This is a genomic window from Bacteroidia bacterium, from assembly GCA_023228875.1.
GTDB lineage: Bacteria > Bacteroidota > Bacteroidia > NS11-12g > UBA955 > JALOAG01.
In genome coordinates, this window is the sequence record JALOAG010000001.1 from 122,449 (window position 1) to 139,910 (window position 17,462).

Here is a 17,462-nt window from a genome sequence, read left to right on the forward strand (position 1 = left end):
AATTGATTTTTTTGTGCGATAAGTTGCTTGAGCACCTCATGTCCGATGTTGCCGGATGCGCCTGATAATAATACCCTTGTTTTCATCACGTATAAAATATGTTTCTTGTAAAGTTACAAAAAAGTAGTGATAGCAGCAAGGTGTTTATAGTAAAATCGCGATGCGCAGTAAACAAAAACCCCCTACCTTTCACAAAGTAGAGGGTATTATGATGAAAAAATATTCTATTTATTTACAACTAGTTTGCTATTGGTAACACTATTGTTGTTTTCCACTTGAATAAAATACACTCCGTTTACAAGATTTTCTGTATTTATCGTTTCTTGAGTATTCGAATTAGTAGCGAAATAAATCAATTTGCCTGTCATATCAATAATACTTATGGTTGAATGACTAGGAATATTATTAATAGTAACAATATTGCTGGCTGGATTAGGATAAATGGTTATAAGGTTATTAGTGATGGGTGTCGCTATTGAACTAGTTGGGCTTTGCTGCAGCTTCACCAAGTATAAATCAGCAGAAGCGGAATGACCGCTTGAAAATCCTGCGAGGTAAATGGAACCGTCTTGCGCAATGGCGATGGAGTGTGCTTTATCGTTCTGGTTGTTGGGTCCGTCATAGCTGTAAGACCATAGCTGATTTCCGTTTTCATCTAATTTGAAAGCGCCTAAATCAAAGTATGATGAACCGGCATTAGAGTATGAACCGGCAACATAAATATTATTATTGGCATCAGTTACAACATGATAAACGTGATTACTCCATTGCCCTGTTCCGCCATATAATTTCAACCACAGCAGATTTCCGTCAGGCGAAAATTTAGCAACGCCCATTTGTGTGTTCATGTTCACGGCAACAATCAGATTGCCCGAATTGTCAAGCACTAATGGCATATCTGCACCTGTGAACGAAGCAGTGTTATTAACATTTACCGTGTCAAACACATAATCCCATTGCTTTGCACCGGTAGAATCATGCTTAGCCAGATAAAACTTAACATTTGAATTAATCCCAAGCGAATATGAGTTGCCATTAGCATCAACATTGATATTATCAAACTGTTCGCTCGTGTTATTTACAGGTCCCGGTATGGTATTTATCCATCTGAAATCACCGTTACTATCAATTTTCCAAACAGCCATATCGCGCCATGTTGTTGTTAAAGTAGTTACACCGCATACATATGCATTACCGGCAGCATCCACTCCAACACTTTGCCCGTAATCAGCATATTCATGTATGTTGGAATTGTTGAAGTATCTTAGCCACTGGCGATGACCTGACAAATTATATTTCACCAATAGCATTTGGTCGAATTCGGTTGTACCGTTGCCTGAACTTGATCCAGTTATAATAATGTCACCCGAAGCAGTAATCTGCAAAGAAGTACCTCTATTCTGGTTTATATTAATACTTCCGGAGAGGTATCCGGACCCTCTGATGCTGTCTGACCATAGCAAATTACCGTCAGCATCCAGAGCGAAAACAAACATATCGGAATTATTAGAAGAAGATGCATCGATTTTACTGTATCCTGTAACAATGATACTATTGTCAGGCGTGATGTCCATATCTCTTGGGTAATCACTGAAATTGAGATTGTCATTATTCCACTTATGAGACCATAACAAATCACCATTGGGTGCATATTTCCGAGTAATAACATCAACATATGTAGAAGATGTGCCTGAATTAGTGGTACCTGTAACTATTATATTGCCCTGTGCATCTAAGCGGACAAACTTTGCTTCGTCATGTAATCCCGCGCCATCAAAAGTTCGCGACCATTCTACAGAAGGAACTTGTGCAAATGTGAAACTGTTGAGCAGTGATAGTAGGAAATAAACTGCACTGTGTTTAATCTTTAGTGTTTTCATGTTTTTTAGGGGTTAAAGAATAGCAAATATATATATTATATTTTATAGAAAGCTCATTGACTTAAGAGGTGTCATGAGTTTTCAAAATTTAAGTTATGATAATAAAATTTCAGATTTATCTTTTTTGTCGCTATTTTGGGTTGTATATTTTGTTTTTCTTGGAGTTTTGTGGTTGATTTTGTGCATCTTATGCAATTAAACTTCTATGGGTTGTTTAGATATGTTATAGTATTTTGCTTGTAAAAAAATGGACTGTGTTATTTTGCTTAGTAATGAGAATTTGTTCTAGAACCATTATTTTACAAATACTTTATATTATTTCTATATTATACTGATTGGTTTATTGATGGTAGTTAGACGAATATTCAATGATATTTTTGTGGCTTTGAGTTGTATTTTGCTATTGCATATACATACCTTTTTCATTACATAAGCATTTCTCATATTACTAGCTATGATTCTACTTTGCAGTGGTCTTATACCCTTGTTTTCATCATGTATAAAATATGTTTCTTGTAAAGTTACAAAAAAGTAGTAATAACAGCAAGGTGTTTATAGTAACATAGCGATGCGCAGCATTCGGATTAAATCAGATTAAATTACCGGAGAAGTTTCGTTCTTCCTTTTATTCTTTGATAAGTTTTACTACCGAATCATTGATTTTTACAAAATATAAACCGGTAGCTAAAGTTGAGATATCTATTGTTGTATGTTCACTTGTGACCACGCTCCTGTGTAGTATTCGTCCGCTTAGGTCTGTAATCGTAACCGTACTTCCAATTTGTTCTGAATCAATACTCAATGAATGATTTGCAGGATTTGGAAACAAGTTGTATGAACGATTATCAATAAACTGTGCTAATCTAATAGGACCTAAAGTGCTATTTCCATCTATGTCAACTTGCAAGAATCTATAATAGTTTATCTCTAAAGGAATATAATCATAAAACGAGTAATCATTTGTTTGGTAGCTGTTTCCGGAACCTTTGATACTTCCAATGCTTTCCCAGCTTATACCATCAACACTCCTTAGAATATCAAAATTACTGTTATTTATCTCTTGTGATGTTTCCCACATTAATTGTACCTGTTTTTTTGCATAATCAGGAACCGCTTCAAAATATATCAGACTTATAGGCAAAGGAGTAGGTCCATTACCAATGGCAAAAGGCGAGAAAGAGCCATTGTAATTCGAATGAACCAATTTTTTGGAACTGTACATTGAACTACCTGCTGTGGCCATTTCCCATTCTTTTTTTATGCTGTTAAAATGATTAAGAAGCGGGGCAAGCAGTGAGCCCGATTCGTCAGCTGCATTCCATTCAAAAGTAAAATTAGTGTAAGGATTTAATCCTACTAATCCGTAATTGTTTTTTGAAATATTCTATGTTGTTTTCACATGTGGGGTGTTCACTATCGTTCCGCTCTGACCATTAAAATAAACCTCACCAACCAGATTGACTGAATAATAAGAGCTTTGATCCTTATTTTCTATTGTTACAGGAGTGTATGTGGTAATACCTACAGGAAACAATTTAGATGAATTGTTTTTAACATCAATTGTAAGCACACCTGCATTGTCGCAACGAACATAGCTATTACTACCCGAAGACTTAAAATATTTATCTACCGACAAATCATAACTTCCAAGTATTATCTTCTTTTTTGAGCCATTAAAATCAACGCTTCCCACTTTTCTGTTTTGATCCAATTCAAGATTATTAGATGCACTATTGTCAAATTGTATATCAGCGAGAGGAAGCGGTACTATGCCTGTTTTCCAGTTATTTGCATTAGCCCAGTCTGTACTGGTGGCTCCTGTCCACAATTCCCAACAGTCACTTGCTACACCGCCATCTTTAAATGTCCAGGATTTTGTCTTCACAAGATAATCAACAGCAGAACTTGCAGCATTAGAGTATTTTATTCCATCCGCACCCAAGGTAATAGAAGAAGGTGCAGAACCATTGTTAGCCCATCCATATATTGTCCTGCCATAATTAATACAATCCATTCCTGATTTATCAAACATGTATTCCATGTCCGTTATTGATGCAAGATTCCAATCTTCTAATGTTTGATTGAATGATGTTGCATTGTCAAACATTCCTTTAGAAGTAGTTACGTTTTTTGTATTCCATTTGTCTAATGGTTGGTTAAACGAGCCGGCATGTTGGAACATGCCTTGACAATACATTACATTTATAGTATTCCACTTATCTAATGGTTGGTTAAAGAATTTATTATACGCAAACATACGCCCTAAATGTCTTACATTAGACACATCCCAATCATTGATAGGTTTGTTGAAAATACAATTATAGAACATGCCATTCATGTCTTTCACATTACCAGTATTCCAGACACCAATATTTTGATTAAATTTTAATGTATTACCAAACATCCCGCTCATATCCTCAACGTTTTTTGTGTCCCAACCGGTTATGTCGGCATTGAACATATAGGCACTGTTGAACATGGCGCTCATGTTTTTTATATATACAGTATGCCATTTCCAATTAGCGGATTTACCCTCTAAAGACTTGCATTCCCTAAACATGTCAGAACAAAATATTACTTTAGCGAGTATAGGTGTGTCTTTTGCTGTCAAATCCATGTTAGATGAACCCTCAAATGAAGAGTGAAAATCTTCCCATTCTATATCACCCCATTGAGAGATTTCTAATAAAAGGTTTTTATATTTTGCAAAGTTATCTCTAACTCCATTATTAAAATGTGGGAATAGACCGGTAATGGATACTAGATATCTGTCTCCGGATGATAACCCGGTAATGTTATAGTCTCCTGTTTCATTCGTACTTGACCCATCACCAACACCCGCATTGTCTAAATTTTTCCATGCTATATCATATTTATAGCTGTAAGAACTATTGGTATAAATCATTAAATCCCCTCCTGCACTGACTTTCCATATAGTTTTAAACCCGCCACAAAAATCATTAAACCCGTCATCCTTTATTGTCCAACCTAAATTACTAATTAAGTTGTCGTGAGCTGTTTTACCGCTGGTATTATACTCTACACCTACTGCACTTAAGGTTATATTTGAAGGAGTATTTGCGTTTGCTTCCCATCCTGTTAAAGTTTTACCATAATTAACACAACCCATTCCTGAGTTATCAAACATAGATGTCATGTCTTTATTTTAGATAAATCCCATATTCCTAAATCTTGGTTGAAACCATAACCATCATGAAACATGTCATTCATAAGTTCGACACTACTTACATCCCAACTGCTGATATCCTCATTGAAAAGTGTGCCTTTGCAGAATATGCAACTCATGTCAATAATTGAACTTGTCTTCCACTTCCAGTTAGCAGTTGTGCCTTTCAAATTTTCACAGCCGGCAAACATGTAATTTGTATATTTAATTTTTGAGAGGTCGGGAATATCCGTAGCTGTTACATCCAGATTATTGCATGAGGCAAATGAGAAGTCAAACCTCCCCCAAACAATATCACCCCGTTGTGTAATCAAAAGAAGCATATCAGGCTTTCCTATAATTCCGTTATTTGAAACGAAATATAGAAAATCTTTACTTATTTCTACTTGGTATTTATCTCCTTTATTCAGTTTAATAATAACAAAGTCACCGGTCTCACCTGAGGAACTGCCGTCACCTTGTCCCACATTGTCCAAATTCGTCCATTTAATATCATATTTATAGCCGGGACCATTGGTAGGGATAGCGATCTCACCATTTGAATCAGCTTTCCAAACTGTAATAAAAGGCTTTTGAGCTTAAATCAGATTGTTAAAGCCGAACCCTATTGTACATAATAGCAGTAAAAAATATTTTTGCATGATTATATTTTGTTTATCATGCAAAAGGATATAAAAATGTTACTCACAAGAATATTTTGAAATTTAGTAAACAAATTAACGCAAAATAACATTTGGTTGCTTTTTATTGTTTAATCAGTTGGCGTGTAGTTTGACCTTTTGGTGTAATCAGCTGATAATAATAGTTTCCGCTGGGTAGTTGTCTTCCGTCTAACATGTAACTGTGTTTGCCTTTGGGCATATTTTCCTTCAACAGTGTCTTCACTAATCTTCCATGTATGTCAAACAGTTTAATTTCGGTTAAACCGCCCGGAGAAAAATAATCTATCTGAATATTATCACTAAACGGATTTGGATAACTCTGGAGCAAGTAGTTTGTATGTTGTGGGGTCTTGCTAACCGATGAAGACATGTTTTCTTTGAAAATTGCTAGTTTTTCAAAATGCTTAAACAGTAAATCATCATCTACCAAATCCTCAGGCGCTTCAAACCAATCTCTCAAAACACTGGTATAAATCTGTCTGAAATCGTATTGCATGGCTAAATTGTCATTAACCGTTACTTCGTCCGGAATAGTTGGACTAGAACCAATTATGATTGGATTCACATTTGTTCCAAATACAAATACAGGAGCAGCAGTACCATGATCGGTTCCCATACTGTCATTGCTTTTTATACGTCTGCCAAATTCGCTATAGGTCATACCCGCTACACGATCGGCTATACCTAATAACTCGCAGTCTTTTTGAAATGCAGCAATTGCATCGGATACTTTTTTGAGCAAATTGGCATGATTTCCTGTTTCTGTCCCACCGGAATTGCTTACTTGAGCGGAGTGAGTGTCAAATCCGGTAATATATACAGTGTAGATGGGAGTTTTTAAGCCCCCTGCAATCAAATTAGCAACAATTTTAAGCTGGTCTGCTAATTCGTTATTAGCAGGATATGTTGCTTTATTTGTTGCGGACTGAGCCGCAGCTTTTACAGTTGTATTGTATTCTTGGGTTTGTTGTAAAACAAGTCTAATATAGGTGAGTTCATGTCCCATTGGAGTGTCGGGTTCCGTGTCAACGGTTCCACTGACTAACTGGTAGAAATTTGTTGGATCTGAGATACAAATACCTGTATTGGCATTGACTCCCATCAAAACAGGTGAAACCCTATAACCAATAGAAATAGCAAGGGGATCCGGTTCATTTGCGTTGGGGTAGCCATTTGGATAACCAGGATATTCTGTCTCAAGATATCGCCCGACCCAACCCGAATTCACAACCTCATCACTTTCGCTTGCTGAATGCCAAATGTCTGTAGCTCTAAAATGTGAAAAGTTCGGGTTTGGATACCCAACAGACTGAATTACATTTACTTTACCTTCATTAAACATTGTCCTAAGACCGGTCATAGAAGGGTGCATGCCGTTTGAAGTATAGCCATTTAATGAAAGTACTTTACTCTCTTGTATAAGAATATTGTTTCTTGCTTTTGATAAGTTGCTGTATTGATCTAAAGGGATGAATGTGTTTAAACCGTCATTACCACCGCTGAGTTGAATTAACACAAACACCCGACCATTTTGTTCAGAAGCCTTTGCAATAGCTTTTAACATGGGCGAAGCAGCATGACTCTGAAATCTCATTCCATTGATAAAGAATGGTAATAATCCTGCTTTTGCAGACAGTTTTAAAAAATCTTTTCTGTTCATAAGTTAAAGTTTTATGCTAATTGGTTTTCAGCTTGATCTAATAAATATTTATACATACCCAGCAGAGCAGTTGTTACAATCTTCTTTTTGGCATCATCAGATGGGTTGGCAATGTAGTCATTCCATGCGGAAGTCCAATAATAGTCAGAAGTTAAGCCAAATAATAATGTGCTCTGTTTTAAACTCTGTTTGCGTGTCGCAGATATATCCATTGCATACATTAAATCAATGGTTTCTTGTATAAGTTTATTCGGATTAGAAGGGTCTGAACATTGTTTAGCTGCTTCTATCAAATCCACCTGTAATTTTTTACCGGGTGAGTAATCAATTCCAATCATTAAAAGTACCGTATATAATATCCTTTTAGGCAATGTGTCAGAGTTGAGCCACAATTGACTGTATTGTGGTTCTTGATAATAAGCAGGCCAGCCTGAAACATTGGGAGGATTTCCCCAAATTAATCCGGATAAAGATATGCCTATAAATAATGCATAATATGCAGCATGTTTGTCTTCGGGAGTGTTGTCCGGCATCTCTAATTTAAATTGTTTTGCATAGGTTCCAAAAACATCAAATGCATTTTTAATATAACAACCCACATTGTTTGCATGAAAAAAGTGCTCACTCTTAAGCAAGGTGGATACAACATTCTTGATATTCCAATCTTGTTTAAAAATATTAGCTAACGGGATGATGACGTTTGTTTCGATAGAGTCGTCAATTACATAGTAAAGAAAATATCTGTACAGTTTTCTCACAATAAATCTTGCTACTACATCTTCCTTAGTGAAAATCATATCAATAAGTTCATCCGTCTCATTGGCTCCGGCTGCTCCTGACTTGCCGGTGATTACAGTGTTGTTAAAGAAAGAGGAGAATGTTTTATCATCTGTATCATGTACTACGCCTGAGAAAAAGGAAGAGTAAGTGCTGGGGTTAATTCTCCACCCTGTGAGAACACGAGCTGCTGCTTTTACATCATTTTCAGTGTATTGACTGTCAGGTGATTTGCCCAGTGTAAACAATTCCATTAACTCTCTTCCATAGTTTTCATCGGGTGCTGTTTTTGTATTTAGGTAACCATTCAAATAAATCAACATACCTACATCTGTTGTTACCTTTTTTACCAAGTCTTTAAAATTCCCTAGACAATTCTCTCGCAACATTTTATGATGATTATATGCAGCAATTGGATATCCTATGGTTTCTACCTCGGTTGCAAAGTGATTGTGAAGAAAGAAGGTCATTTTTTCTCTAATATTGCGTTGCGGAGATATAATTTGTTCTGCGCTCCAAGCATAAAGAGAATTGCGCCTTTCCCCATTAAATGCTAGATTTTCAGGTCCGTTAACCCATGTATCACCGGATGCAATATCCGGATCAATTTGTCCTGGTTTGTTATATCCGTTTACTGGTGGATCCGGTTGGGTAAGAGGTAAGGTTAATAAATAATCTACCGTATCGCTCATGGTCATATTCTTAAAAAATGCAACATCGTCTTTGGAAAAACCAAATAGCGTTCTTCTGAGCAAGTGCTTTAGAAGATTTTCATTCCATGCGCCTGCGTATTGATTGATACCGCCTTGTCCCAACACAAGATCATAGGGCATTTCTTGATTTTGAAACTTTTCAGCAGGTAGTGCTTTAGGAGGGTTTTTGTCTAAAAGCATACTGCTCAGAAACTCTCGTCTTTCCATAAAAAAGATTTTTTAAGTGAATTAATACGGCTAAGAACAAAAATAATGCTTTTAGACAAACGGTTGATATTGCAGGATGAATTATTTTTATGTTCAGTAGTGTGGTGTTTTTGATAGAATACAGCCCTTTTTAATATATCAATGTTGATTACTCATTTCGAGTATATTGTTTTGATTCCTTGAGGGTATTAGGTTAAGATAAATCTAAAGGGCATAAAAAAAATGTTTGTTTGAACAAAGTCAAAAACATACTTTTGCACCTCGTTTTAAAAAATATATAGATTCATTATGAGCTTAAAAAATTATGAATCTGTGATCATTTTAACACCCGTACTCTCAGAACAACAGATGCAAGATACTGTTAAAGGTTATAGAGAGTTGATCACAGAGCAAGGTGGAAAAGTAATCCACGAGACAAATTGGGGGCTTGCAAAATTTGCATACCCAATCAACAAAAAAGTAACGGGTTTTTATCACATCTTTGAATTTCAGGCAGAACCTGAATTTATTGCCACATTGGAGCTTAGCTATCGAAGAGATGAGCGTGTGATGCGTTTCTTAACTACCGCCCTTGACAAATTCGCTGTTATTTATAACGAGCGTAAGAGAAAAGGCGAAATAGGAAAATCGAAGAGCACCGAGCCTGTGAAAGCAAAGAAGAAAGGAGATATTGAATTAATTGAAACTGAAGATTTGGAGGACTAAAAATATGGCACAAGTTAAAGACACAAATTTTGTATTTGCCCCACAGACTAAGAATATCAATAGAAAAAAATATTGCAGATTCAAAAAAGCAGGTATCAGATACATCGATTACAAGGACGTTAATTTCCTTTCTAAGTTTGTAAATGAACAAGGCAAAATTCTTCCAAGAAGAATTACCGGAAATTCTCAAAAGTATCAAAAAAAGGTAGCGGAAGCAATTAAGAGAGCAAGATTTATTGCTATCATGCCTTTTGTAACAGATGGTTATAAATAATATTAGGAGGAAATTGAGATGAAAATTATATTAAATCAGGACGTTAAACACCTTGGACATAAAGATGATGTTGTAACAGTTAAGGATGGTTATGCAAGAAATTTTCTTATTCCACATGGAATGGCAAAACTTGCTACTGCATCTGCTGTGAAGGTGCTGGAAGAGGAAATCAAACAAAGAGCGTTTAAACAAGAAAAATTGAAGAAAGATGCTGAATCTTTGTCAGAAAAATTAGCTAACCAATCAGTTACTATTAAAACAAAGACCGGTATTACCGGAAAAATCTTCGGAGCTGTTACTACTCTTCAAGTTGCAAATGCTCTTAAAGATAAAGGCTTTGATGTTGATAGAAGAAAAATTGTCTTCAATGATGAAATTAAGATGATTGGTAATTACAAAGCTACTATTAACCTGTACAAAGGCATATCTACTGAAATTGATCTGAACATAGAAAGCGAAGGTTAATTTATTGTAATAACGATTTTTAAAAAAGGCTATCAATTCAGATAGCCTTTTTTATTTGAATTCACCGGACCCAAAGCGTTCCAACAATACTTTACAACATCTCCATCTCGTTGTGTCAGAAGGGGCTGCATTTATATATACATCTCCCAAACCATAGAGTTTTGCCTGCATAATATCTCTTGATTGGATATATGATGAACGAATGCTATAATGAAATATATAAAGATCATCCACTGTAAGATTGCGCGTATCAATGTATGAAGCATCGTCAATGGTACATGTCAAATATCCTGCTTGACCTTTTATCTTAAACCCTCCGGAATTAAAACCATTACACTCAATTCCATTGACATCAAAAATAGTGAGCTCTACATCTTCAACACTCAAGTTGTTTATTGTTATTTTATTCAATTTAAGTGTGTCAGTATTGAATATTTTGGCTGCACCTATCGCTGTAATTGTTTGAAGGTCATAGGTGTAAAAAACCCGAATTTTAGGTTGTAAGTTATAATTGCGAACCCAATTACATCGGTTATTATCATCTATAATGAGTTCTTTGTCAATAATTTCTCTCTGAATGCCTGAGATGAGATTTTTATTGTAAGTGATTTCAATTCGGGGTTTAGCAGAGGTATAGACAAGTTCTAGGTTAATTTTATTACTGACCTTGAGAGAGGTAAATTCTTCTAATTCATAGCTTTGGGTTGTAATACTGCCTGCTGATTTGAAGCAATCAAACTCATGTCCTTTTTTACAAGTACACAAGAAAATACAAGCCAATATCAACACAAAAGTTCTCATTTCACTTTTTTATAATTAGTATCAAACCTATATCCTACACACCAATCAATAAAGTCAGCATTGGCAGCATGTGATTTTAAACGAGTACCTATGAAAAACTTTTTATAGTGATAGTTAATACCAATAGAGATGTAGTACTTTAATTTACCGACCTGTTCTGGTTTATAAGCATAGTAGCCTAAATCAGCATAAATATTTACGTTTCTTAAATAGTATTCATATCCTGCTTTTACAGCTGCTTCAAAAGCATCAGAGAATGGAAAACTTTGTTTTGAATCCGGAGTGAAGACGATATAAGGATCTAGTTTATCATAATAAAAATCTAAGCCAAATCTTGCTCCACGAATAGGAGTGATACCTAAACCCTGTGTTAGACTCAAAGTATAGACAGGGCGCATTGTAGGGTCAGAAACTGTGGCAGTTTTCAATGCAAAACCAATTCTTGTTTCTAAATAGGTTTTTGTTTGAGGCAGTGTAGTGTCCGAATGGAATCGTAAAGTTCTTTTAACAGGAGTACTAAAATTGATTCCAAAATTAATTTGTGGTGTATTCAGTCCAAGATTAGGTCTTTTGAAGTTGGCGTTTGACAAATGTGACATTCCTATTCCATAGAAGAATGTAGCGTTTGAGGAGTATTGCCTATAATTGAGCAGAAAAAATTGCATGGTACCATTTAATTTACTGCTCATTGCACGATTCTTAAGATTATTTACGGAGTTAAATATTTGAGTACAGTAGCCAATTCCTGCGCTCAATCGCATCATGGTTTCTGAATATTTGTGTTTTTTTATTCTAACTTGGAAATATGGAATAACTCCTAATGTACTGCCATTCAGTGCATGTTTACCCAGGTAATTATAGTAGAATAACACTCCCCAGTCAGCATTTTTATACAAACTGTCAATATGTTTGTTTCCCAATCCTTGAAATTGAAATGCAATCTCTCCGCCAATTGAATGGGCTGCCATGTGTGGCATCGAAACAGAATGAGGCATCAGAAATCCCGGCAGAAATCCAACATGTATAGTTTCTTGTGTGAAAGCCCTATTATATGTAACTATGATTAACAGCGTTAAAAGAATTTGCCTCATCCGGTTCAAAAGTAGGACTTTGCGACAATCTGTAATAAACAAAAAAGTCCTGCATTGCAGGACTTTTTTGAACTTGTGAAAGATTATGGTTATTTAATAATGCTCACTTTAACAGTTTCTGTGCTTACTCCGTTGCTGTATTGAATGAAGTAAATACCATTGTTAAGATTAGATAAATCAATTTGTTGAATGTTAGTCAACACATTCAATTCTGTAGAATAAACAACCTGTCCATTTATATCCAAAACATTAATTTGGTTTGAGGAATTGTCAGAGTTGATAAAGGGAGTGTTGATATTTACAATACCGTTAGAAGGGTTAGGATAAACAGCAAAAGATTGTGCAGCTTCAATATTGTTAACTCCTACGCCCCAGCCTTGCCATACATACCATACTAATTGTTCTGTTAAAGTATTATTACCCATTTTGGAATTGTCTTCCATCGCAATAGAGTCTGCATCTCCTCTATTTAATAGTAAAGATACCACAGTAAAATTTATATTATTTGAAACCGAATTAGGATATAAGTTTACATCATTGCTTCCTGAAATTGAAATTGTATCACCTGGTGCAAGGTCTGCTGTTAATACTCTTGATAGATAATTACTTTGGTTAGGTCCGGGAATCAAGATTGCTTGTGATTGTGAAATTGGAATTTCAATTCTGTAAAAAATGGAGTCTCCTACTTTTGCAGTGTCAGTTCCGTTATTTTTAAATACTGCTTGATAGGTAATTGTGCTTCCTTGTTGATATCCTTTTTGACGAATTTCGGAAGGAGGAGTTAAAATACCTTCTACAGACCAGTCAATATGTCTTTGTGCTGATACATTTGAGGTAAAAAATACGGCTGCTGCCATACTTAACATTGGTAAAAGTTTTATTTTCATTTTGATTTGTTTTTGTGCGTGTCAAAAGTAAGAAATTCTCTTTATACACCATCTAAAAATCAGATGAAAAGTATAAAGTGCTTATTCTAATAGATTTAATTCGCTCAAAAACAAGTTATAAGCTTACTTCTTTGTGTCAGCGTAATCAAAAACCTTTTTTAATAATTCAGTAGTTCGTTGTGCAGGATTCTCTCTAATTAGATTCTCTTGCGTTTCAACTTCTTTGAATAATGCAGTCATTGCTTTTTCAGTTACATAGCCTGTTAAATCAGGGTTTATTTTTTTTGTTGCAACCAAATTGTATTTTGTCATTACCTCACCCCAATACTTTGTTGCGTTTACTTTGTCAAGGGATTGAGAAATAATTGGACGAAATTTTTCTGTAAGAGATTGCGTTGTAGATTGTTTTAAGTAATTTGTAGCTGCACTCTTTCCTCCTGTTAATATTCCCATTGCATCTTGGATGGACATAGTTTTAACTGCAGTTACAAATACATCAATAGCTTCTTTTGTTGCTAGTTCAGCTCCTTCATTCAATGTTTTGGTTACTTTGTCCACCTGACTGCCAAGACCAATATTTCTGATGGTTGATTCTACATTCCTCACTTCTTCCGGTAATGGTATTCGGATGGCAGGATTTCCCCAAAAACCGTCTTTTGCAGATAGCTTAGACACTCCTGTTTGAATGCCTTTTGTTAATGCTTCTTTGAGTCCGGCAATTATTTCTGTATTGGATGGTCCTAAGTTTTTGTTCACAGTTTCCATTGTGCTTAATACAGAGTCACATGCGCTGAATCCCATCCAGAGTCCGAAAATTACAAGTAGTTTCTTCATTGATTTTTTATTTGAGTTTTACGTATGCAAAAATTAGCCATAACTTTTAATTATCCAAAAATATATTGCACTGATTATGTAAGAAGTTGGCAACTTTACAGATTTTTCTAAGGATTAACTTTCAGAATATAACCAGCATAACTCCTTACTTTTAAGGAAAGTTTATTGGACTAATGATGTGCAAGATGTTAATAGTTACTCATTTAATTTAGTTTTGAAAACAAGACTTATAAAGGCTGAAAAGATGCGTGGTACCAAGTGTATTGTGCATCATGTTGTTCAATTTTTTTATATGCATAACTGTTAAGAATCGCATTTTTTATTCTTGAGCTCAATCAAAGCGATATATACTGTCTTATGTTTCACTGGTTTTTAAAGCAAAATATTTTTTAAGAATTTAGTTGGAGCAATGTAATATTAGCGTATCATTGTCCCGTGCAAAATAAGACGCACAAGTTTAAAAGTTAATTGTATGAATATTTATGTAGGTAATCTTAGCTTCCGTGCCAAAGAGCAAGATGTTTCAGACCTTTTCTCCACTTATGGAGAGGTTGTTTCGGCTAGAATTGTTAGAGACAAATTCACCAAACGTTCACGTGGATTTGCTTTTGTTGAAATGAGCAATGATGCTGCTGCCCAAGAGGCAATTCAGGCTTTGCATGAAAAAGAATTCATGGAAAGAGCATTGGTTGTGAATGAAGCTAAACCAAGAGAAGAAAACGCAGAATAGTTTTTGTTTCAAGTCTCATCTAAAAACACGGTTACACAAACCGTGTTTTTTTGTTTTTAGTTGAAACTGATTTCAGCACTATCTCCCAGATTTAGGGTATATGATATCCCTTTCAAACGGGAGTCGTTCCCTATTAAAGTGTCTTGTAAAATAGCACTTTCTATATGTGCAAATGGTCCTATGATTGAATCTTTGATAATACTTGATTGAATCACGGTGTTTTCTCCAATTGACACATTCGGACCTATTACAGACTTTGTGATTCTTGCGTTCTTGCCAATATATACAGGTGGTATAATGATACTGTCTTCGAATGTTTTACTATCAGGAGGTGCGGCTTTGAGCCTCTTTAACAATAGTTGGTTGGTTTGCAGTAATATTTCTTTCTTGCCACAGTCAAACCAGTTGTCAACTTCAAAAGTTTTCATGGTAACACCTTGTTCAATCATCCTCATCAATGCATCGGTAAGGTGGTATTCGTTTTGTGTTTTGACTTTATTGTCAATATTATATTGAAGTGCTTCAAACAACGCAGGTAATTCTTTAATATAATACACCCCAACCAATGCCATATTAGACTTAGGTATTTGTGGTTTTTCCACCAACCTGATAATCCTATTGTCATCACCGACTTCTGCAACTCCAAATTGTCTGGGATCGTCAACTTTTTTTACTCCTAACATCGAAGTCGGAGAAGAGAGCATTTTTTTTAAATTGGTTTCAAAAATTGTGTCACCCAGTACAATCAGCAGACTATCAGATTTAATAACCTTGTCTTTGGCTAAATGTATGGCATGTCCGATTCCTTTGCGCGAAGTTTGAATTACAAACTTATGTTTGAGTTCTGAATAGTGTTTTGTTATATAATTCTCCACTTTATCACCCATGTAGCCAATGATGAAGATAAATTCTTCAATTCCTGAAGATTTTAAATAATCAATGATATGAGCTAAAATAGGTTTGCCTGCAACGGGAATCAGTGCTTTTGGTTGAGTGTGAGTATGTGGCTTAAGACGGCTGCCAATCCCTGCAACGGGAATTATTGCTTTCATTAGTCAGATTGCTTTCTCTAATACAAAACTATGCTTTTTGAATAAATGATAAACTGATGTCACGAGAATTTTTGAGTGTTCTTTTGTTATCGCCTATCTTCAATTTTTAGTAACCTCCCGACCTTGATATCATTGCCTTCCAGATTGTTCCATTGTATAATTTCATCAACGGTAACTCCATATATACGCGAAATAGAGTATAAGGTTTCGCCTGCTGATACGGTATGGCTGATAAAGTTCTTTTGAGGAGGTGTTAAAGTACTCGGTGTTTGAATGTAATATTTCAAATTTTGCCCCACGCTTATTGTATTATTGATGATATTGTTCCAGGTAATCAGGCTATCTATGGATACATTTAATTTTTTAGCTATGCCATATAAGGTCTCACCTACATTCACAGTGTAATACAAAGCATTATCCTTTATACTGTTATTTGAATTACTTACAGGCTGTTCTGTTTGTTGAGGTGGCGTAACAACCTCAATCTTATTGTTAGGGTTAGTAGGTTTAATATCTATTATTTCTTCCTTTTGTGGTATAATAATACTACCGGTGTCGGGCATTTCTTTTCTTTTTCTCCTCATATTAATAACCTCGCCAGGTTTTACTTCAGTTCCCGGCTCCATACGATTTTTCTTATAGAGTTTTTTGAGTTTTATTCCATATTTCTGAGAAATCTCCCACATACTTTCGCCAGGTTCTACTGTGTGAGAGGGTATTGAAGCTTTATTTCGCTTTGGTTTTAAATATATTACCATGCCTGGGTCTATGCGTGCATCTTTTGGTAAATCATTGTATTTGTATATTTGCCAATCACGCATATTGTTTTCTTTTGCTATAGAATGAACTGTTTGTCCGGGACGTGCTACTGTCAAGGGAACACCATTATCTACAATTTGAATATTTGCTTTAAAAAGCGGTTGCTTAAAATAGTCTTCATCCTTCTTGCCATAAAAAACAATGGTGTCATATTGAGCGAGTTGTAGTCTCTCTATGAGTCCGATCAGTAGCTGAGGATATTTTTGATTGGTTGCATAGCCGGCTTTTCTTAGTCCTTCTGCCCAACCTTTATAGTCTAAAATATGTAAATCAAATAGGAATTCATATCTTGGGTTGCTCTTTAAAAATTGGGAGTGATCTTCATACGAATCAAATGCACTGGAATAAGCCCTAAAACATTCTCCTTTTTCATCGTCATCTTCAATAATGGTAAGTCCTGTCCAATTTTTTTTACATTTAATTCCAAAATGGTTATTTCCTTGTACAGCCAGACGGCTATTACCTGACCCCGACTCTAAAAGTCCTTGTGCTAAGGTGATACTGGCAGGAATTTTATGAGATTTCATTTCCTGCATTGCAATGTCTTTATATAAGTTAATATACTCCTGATTGCTTATCTGACTTGCGTTTAACGAAGATGTTTGAACAAAAAATAGTCCGAAAAGAAAAAAATATATTGGGCGTGTTTTCATCATTTTGAACGAATTAAAAACAATTAATTGAACTTAAACATCAATATTTGTAAACAGTTTTTTTT

16 protein-coding genes are annotated in these 17,462 nt (G+C 35.3%); 4 read left to right on the plus strand and 12 right to left on the minus strand.

Features of this window, described 5'->3' with window-relative positions:
• Positions 1 to 224 precede the first annotated feature (224 nt).
• The 6 genes from M0R38_00560 to M0R38_00585 form a co-directional block, all read right to left on the minus strand.
• Positions 225 to 1,880, minus strand: a complete 1,656-nt coding sequence (locus M0R38_00560) for a T9SS type A sorting domain-containing protein (GenBank protein MCK9480238.1) — start codon at positions 1,878 to 1,880, stop codon at positions 225 to 227.
• Positions 1,881 to 2,505: 625 nt separating this feature from the next.
• Positions 2,506 to 3,102, minus strand: a complete 597-nt coding sequence (locus M0R38_00565) for a T9SS type A sorting domain-containing protein (GenBank protein MCK9480239.1) — start codon at positions 3,100 to 3,102, stop codon at positions 2,506 to 2,508.
• Positions 3,103 to 3,264: 162 nt separating this feature from the next.
• Positions 3,265 to 5,037 carry a BspA family leucine-rich repeat surface protein gene (locus M0R38_00570; protein MCK9480240.1) on the minus strand — a complete coding sequence of 591 codons (1,773 nt, stop codon included), beginning with the start codon at positions 5,035 to 5,037 and terminating at the stop codon, positions 3,265 to 3,267.
• Positions 5,034 to 5,534: a BspA family leucine-rich repeat surface protein gene (locus tag M0R38_00575; GenBank protein ID MCK9480241.1), complete on the minus strand. Its 501-nt coding sequence runs from the start codon at positions 5,532 to 5,534 to the stop codon at positions 5,034 to 5,036. The genes M0R38_00570 and M0R38_00575 overlap by 4 nt, the downstream gene beginning before the upstream one ends.
• Before the next feature lie 277 nt (positions 5,535 to 5,811).
• A complete protein-coding gene (locus M0R38_00580; GenBank protein MCK9480242.1) occupies positions 5,812 to 7,389 on the minus strand; it encodes a DUF1501 domain-containing protein in 1,578 nt (525 codons plus the stop codon).
• A gap of 11 nt (positions 7,390 to 7,400) precedes the next feature.
• The gene (locus tag M0R38_00585; GenBank protein MCK9480243.1) at positions 7,401 to 9,086 is read right to left on the minus strand and encodes a DUF1800 domain-containing protein; all 1,686 of its coding nucleotides are present in this window, start codon (positions 9,084 to 9,086) and stop codon (positions 7,401 to 7,403) included.
• 288 nt (positions 9,087 to 9,374) lie between these two features.
• Between M0R38_00585 and rpsF the strand changes: the two genes are divergently transcribed.
• The 3 genes from rpsF to rplI are packed head-to-tail and all read left to right on the plus strand — an operon-like array spanning position 9,375 to position 10,530.
• On the plus strand, positions 9,375 to 9,791 hold the full coding sequence (gene rpsF / locus M0R38_00590; protein MCK9480244.1) for a 30S ribosomal protein S6: 417 nt from the start codon (positions 9,375 to 9,377) through the stop codon (positions 9,789 to 9,791).
• A 4-nt stretch (positions 9,792 to 9,795) separates the two neighbouring features.
• Positions 9,796 to 10,065 (plus strand): 30S ribosomal protein S18, encoded by a 270-nt coding sequence (gene rpsR / locus M0R38_00595; protein MCK9480245.1) that lies wholly within the window; start codon positions 9,796 to 9,798, stop codon positions 10,063 to 10,065.
• Positions 10,066 to 10,083: 18 nt separating this feature from the next.
• Positions 10,084 to 10,530, plus strand: coding sequence for a 50S ribosomal protein L9 (gene rplI / locus M0R38_00600; GenBank protein MCK9480246.1), 447 nt, complete (start codon positions 10,084 to 10,086; stop codon positions 10,528 to 10,530).
• A gap of 51 nt (positions 10,531 to 10,581) precedes the next feature.
• On the opposite strand, the gene M0R38_00605 is transcribed toward rplI, so the two are convergent.
• The 4 genes from M0R38_00605 to M0R38_00620 form a co-directional block, all read right to left on the minus strand.
• Positions 10,582 to 11,331 carry a DUF2807 domain-containing protein gene (locus tag M0R38_00605; protein MCK9480247.1) on the minus strand — a complete coding sequence of 250 codons (750 nt, stop codon included), beginning with the start codon at positions 11,329 to 11,331 and terminating at the stop codon, positions 10,582 to 10,584.
• Entirely contained in the window at positions 11,328 to 12,422 is a 1,095-nt protein-coding gene (locus M0R38_00610) for an acyloxyacyl hydrolase (GenBank protein ID MCK9480248.1), read from the minus strand. The genes M0R38_00605 and M0R38_00610 overlap by 4 nt, the downstream gene beginning before the upstream one ends.
• A gap of 89 nt (positions 12,423 to 12,511) precedes the next feature.
• On the minus strand, positions 12,512 to 13,309 hold the full coding sequence (locus M0R38_00615) for a T9SS type A sorting domain-containing protein (GenBank protein MCK9480249.1): 798 nt from the start codon (positions 13,307 to 13,309) through the stop codon (positions 12,512 to 12,514).
• 123 nt (positions 13,310 to 13,432) lie between these two features.
• The gene (locus M0R38_00620) at positions 13,433 to 14,143 is read right to left on the minus strand and encodes a DUF4197 domain-containing protein (GenBank protein ID MCK9480250.1); all 711 of its coding nucleotides are present in this window, start codon (positions 14,141 to 14,143) and stop codon (positions 13,433 to 13,435) included.
• A gap of 472 nt (positions 14,144 to 14,615) precedes the next feature.
• Here M0R38_00620 and M0R38_00625 point away from each other — a divergent pair, with 472 nt between their 5' ends.
• Complete coding sequence (locus M0R38_00625) at positions 14,616 to 14,873, plus strand: RNA-binding protein (protein ID MCK9480251.1); 258 nt, start codon at positions 14,616 to 14,618, stop codon at positions 14,871 to 14,873.
• A 56-nt stretch (positions 14,874 to 14,929) separates the two neighbouring features.
• Here the strand turns inward: M0R38_00625 and M0R38_00630 are convergent, their stop codons facing one another.
• Positions 14,930 to 15,925, minus strand: coding sequence for a sugar phosphate nucleotidyltransferase (locus tag M0R38_00630; GenBank protein ID MCK9480252.1), 996 nt, complete (start codon positions 15,923 to 15,925; stop codon positions 14,930 to 14,932).
• Positions 15,926 to 16,011: 86 nt separating this feature from the next.
• Entirely contained in the window at positions 16,012 to 17,400 is a 1,389-nt protein-coding gene (locus M0R38_00635) for a LysM peptidoglycan-binding domain-containing protein (GenBank protein MCK9480253.1), read from the minus strand.
• Between the last annotated feature and the right edge of the window lie 62 nt (positions 17,401 to 17,462).